This window comes from Pseudomonas citronellolis (genome assembly GCF_029335315.1).
Lineage (GTDB): Bacteria > Pseudomonadota > Gammaproteobacteria > Pseudomonadales > Pseudomonadaceae > Pseudomonas > Pseudomonas citronellolis_A.
Window position 1 is genome coordinate 1 of record NZ_JARJLT010000379.1, and the last position, 4,089, is coordinate 4,089.

3 protein-coding genes are annotated in these 4,089 nt (G+C 68.4%); 2 read left to right on the forward strand and 1 reads right to left on the reverse strand.

Annotated elements, in window-relative coordinates; genetic code table 11:
- Nucleotides 1-1,390 (reverse strand): methyl-accepting chemotaxis protein (locus P3W75_RS28580; protein WP_276230688.1); only part of this gene is annotated, 1,390 nt, incomplete at its 3' end.
- A 231-nt stretch (nt 1,391-1,621) separates the two neighbouring features.
- On the opposite strand from P3W75_RS28580, the gene P3W75_RS28585 reads away from it, so the two are divergent.
- Nucleotides 1,622-2,941 (forward strand): Na+/H+ antiporter family protein, encoded by a 1,320-nt coding sequence (locus P3W75_RS28585; protein ID WP_276230689.1) that lies wholly within the window; start codon nt 1,622-1,624, stop codon nt 2,939-2,941.
- A gap of 70 nt (nt 2,942-3,011) precedes the next feature.
- Nucleotides 3,012-4,073, forward strand: a complete 1,062-nt coding sequence (locus P3W75_RS28590) for an AI-2E family transporter (protein WP_276230690.1) — start codon at nt 3,012-3,014, stop codon at nt 4,071-4,073.
- Nucleotides 4,074-4,089: the final 16 nt, after the last annotated feature.

Genomic DNA, 4,089 nt, shown 5'->3' on the forward strand with positions numbered 1-4,089 from the left:
TGCCGGCGCTGGTCTGGGTGGACAGCGCGGCGGACTGGTCGGCGGTGGCGCGGGCGTCCTGCACCGAGGACTTCACGTCGCGGATGATCGGCTGCAGCTTGTCGAGGAAGCGGTTGAACCAGCCGGCCAGCTCGCCGAGCTCGTCATGCCCCTGGTATTTCAGGCGCTGGGTCAGGTCGCCCTCGCCGCTGGCGATGTCGCGCAGCATGCCGGCCACGCCGAGGATCGGCCGGGTCACGCCGCGCGCGGTCAGCCACACCAGCAGCAGGCCGAGAAGGGCGGCGAGCAGGCCCAGGCCCAGTTCGATGAAGGTGCCCTGGGTGCGCTGCTGGTCGAGTTCGGCCTGCAGTTTCAGGGCCGGGCCCTGCAGGGCTTCCAGCGGTACGTCGATGAGCACGCCCCAGGGCTGCGCGTCGGGGATCGGGCGCAGCGGCTGCAGAGCGCGCAGTTCGGCGTCGTGGGTGAGCACCTTGGCTTCGTTGGCGGCCTGCAGTTGCTGCAGTTCCTCGCCCTGACCGGGGTAGATCGCCTGCAGCTTCTTGCTCAGTTGGCCGGCGTCGGCGCTGTAGCCGGCGAGCAGGCCGGTGGCGCTGATGATGGCGACGCGGCTCTTGCCGCCGTACAGTTCCTGGCTGCCTTCATGGGCGATTTCCTGCAGGCGGTCGAGGGCGATGTCCACGCCGATAACGCCGACCAGCTTGCCGTCCACCAGCAGCGGCAGGGCGATGCTGGTCATGAGGATCTTGCGGTTGCCCACCTCGTCCACGTAGGGCTCCAGCACACAGGCCTTGCCGCCGTTCTTCGGGCAGGTGTACCAGGCGTTGTAGGCTGCGCCGCTGGGGCCGGGGCTGGTGTCGGCGAGCATCTTCTCGTCCATAGGCTCGGCTTCCAGCTGGCCCGGCGTCGCCTGCGCCCAGTACTGCGCGAAGCGCCCCTTCTCGTTGCTGCCGAGCGCGGTCTGGCCGGCGGCCTGGGCGTCGCGGCCGTCGAGGGCGTCGGGCTCGAAGGCCAGGTACAGGCCGAGCAGCTCGGGGTTGGCCGCCACCGCGTCGCGCATCTGCTTGTTCAGCTCCTCGCGCAGGGCCAGGGTGTCGAGGCCGCGCTGGGCGGCGAGCTGGCGCACGGCCAGGGCCTGGCGGGCGAAGCTCTGGGTATAGCGGTAGGCGTCGCTGAAGTAGCGCTGGATGCGCATCGCCTGGATCTCGCCGCGGGCGCGCAGGCGCGCTTCGGCCGCGTCGTCGAGCATGTGGGTGCTGGATTCCTTCACCAGCGCCGTGCTGTGCTGCATGCGGTAGATGGAAAGGCCGGCGAGCAGGATGACCACCCCGAGCAGGCAGAGCCCCGCGAGCAAGGTGATTTTCCACTGGATGGAGAGGCGGCGGAACGGCATGGGACGTCCTTCTGCTGGGGGCCGAGGAGGGGTGTTCGGGATATATCGGCACCTGTGCGATTTTCTTGACAGATAACAGTGCCGCTCGTCGCCCGGTCTGCCATCCTTTGCCAAGGGATCCCGCTCACGCCTTGTAACCACTGCGTTTTGACAGCTTCGCCGGCCTGCGCCAGAGTGCGCGCCCTCGCGGCTGGGCGGGGATTCACTGGCGCGCGGGAGGAGAACCGACAGATGAACGCAGTGCTGATAGCCGTCGCCCTGATGTTGCTGCTGAGCCTGTGCCGGGTACACGTGGTGGCCGCGCTGATCGCCGGCGCGATGGCCGGCGGCCTGCTCGGCGGGCTGGGTATGGATGGCACGCTCAAAGCCTTCAACGCCGGGCTCGGCGGCGGCGCTACCGTGGCGCTGTCCTACGCCATGCTTGGCGCCTTCGCCGTGGCCATCGCCCGCTCCGGGGTGGCGCACGCGCTGGCCGACCGCGCCCTGGCCCTGCTGGGCCGCCACCCGCAGGGCGGCTCGCGGGGCTTCAAGTGGGCGCTGATCGGGCTGCTGCTGGCGGTGGCGATCGCCTCGCAGAACGTCCTGCCGATCCACATCGCCTTCATTCCGCTGCTGGTGCCGCCGCTGCTCTACGTGCTGACCCGGCTGCGCATCGACCGCCGGCTGATCGCCTGCGTGCTGACCTTCGGCCTGATCACCCCGTACATGTTCCTGCCGGTGGGCTTCGGCAATATCTTCCTCAACGAGATCCTGCTGGCCAACGTCGCCCGCAGCGGCGTCGACGTGAGCGGGCTCAGCGTCACCCGGGCCATGGCCATTCCCGCCGCCGGCATGCTCTTCGGCCTGCTGCTGGCGGTGCTGTTCAGCTACCGCAAGCCGCGCGACTACGACCTGCAGCGCATCGAGCAGGCCGAGCGGGTGGACGTCAGCTACGACCGCCGCAGCCTGCTGGTGGCGGGTGTGGCCATCGCGGTGACCTTCGCCGTGCAGCTGTGGCTGGATTCGATGATCCTCGGCGCGCTGCTCGGCTTCCTGGTGTTCTCTCTGTCCGGCGTGGTGCGCTGGCGCGAGGCCGACGACCTGTTCACCGAGGGCATGAAGATGATGGCCATGATCGGCTTCATCATGATCGCCGCCGCCGGTTTCGCCGAGGTGATGAAGGCCACCGGGCAGGTCGCCAGCCTGGTCGACATGGCCAGCGCCTGGGTCGGCAACAGCAAGGCGCTGGGCGCCTTCCTCATGCTGCTGGTGGGGCTGCTGGTGACCATGGGCATCGGCTCGTCGTTCTCCACGGTGCCGATCATCGCCGCCATCTTCGTGCCGCTGGCGGCGCAACTGGGCTTCAGCCCGCTGGCCATCGTCAGCCTGGTGGGCACCGCCGGCGCCCTGGGCGACGCCGGTTCGCCGGCCTCGGACTCGACCCTGGGGCCGACTTCGGGGTTGAACGTCGACGGTCAGCACAACCACATCTGGGACACCGTGGTGCCGACCTTCCTGCACTACAACCTGCCGCTGCTGGCTTTCGGCTGGGCCGCCGCCATGCTGCTCTGAGACGCGGGTTGCACTTCGCCACCCATCTGCTGACTAATGTGCAGGCCACCTTCGGCAGACGGGATTGCACATGCTCGACACCACACTGGAAAACCGGACGTTCCTGATCCTCCTGGCGCTGGTCAGCGTCGCCTTCGCCTGGCTGTTGCTGCCGTACTACGGCGCGGTGTTCTGGGGCACCATCCTGGCGATCATCTTCGCCCCGGTACAGCGCCGCCTGCTGGCGCGCATGGGGCAGAGGCGCAACCTGGCGGCGCTGATCACCCTGGGCGCCTGCTTCCTGATCGTGATCCTGCCGATGATCTTCATTACCGGCTCGCTGGTGCAGGAGTGCGCGGCGCTGGTCCAGCGCATGCGTTCCGGCCAGCTGAACCTGGCGGCGCTGTTCGTCCAGGCGTTCAACGCGCTGCCCGCGTGGGTGCACGAGACGCTGCAGCGCTTCGACCTGGGGGACATCTCCAGCCTGCAGGAGAAGATTTCCAGCGGCGCCATGCAGGCCGGGCAATTCGTCGCCGGCAAGGCGATCAGCATCGGCCAGAACACCTTCGACTTCGTCATCAGCTTCGGCGTGATGCTCTACCTGCTGTTCTTCCTGCTGCGCGACGGCCCCGGCCTCGGCCGGCGGATCAAGCAGGCGGTGCCGCTGGACCATGCCCACAAGCAGCATCTGTTCACCAAGTTCACTACCGTGGTGCGCGCCACGGTGAAGGGCAACATCGCCGTCGCCGTCACCCAGGGCACCCTTGGCGGGCTGATCTTCTGGTTCCTCGGCATCCAGGGTTCGCTGCTGTGGGGCACCCTGATGGCCTTCCTGTCGCTGCTGCCGGCGATCGGCGCGGGGCTGGTGTGGGTGCCGGTGGCGGCCTGGTTCCTGCTCACCGGGGCGATCTGGCAGGGCGTGGTGCTGATCGCCTTCTGCGTGCTGGTGATCGGCATGGTCGACAACATCCTGCGCCCGATCCTGGTCGGCAAGGACACCAAGATGCCCGACTACGTGGTGCTGATCTCGACCCTCGGCGGCATGTCGCTGTTCGGCCTCAACGGCTTCGTCATCGGCCCGCTGATCGCCGCGCTGTTCATCGCCTGCTGGGACCTGTTCACCGGCCGCGAGGAAACCGAGACCCTGGGATAGGGGAGGGCGTTACCTG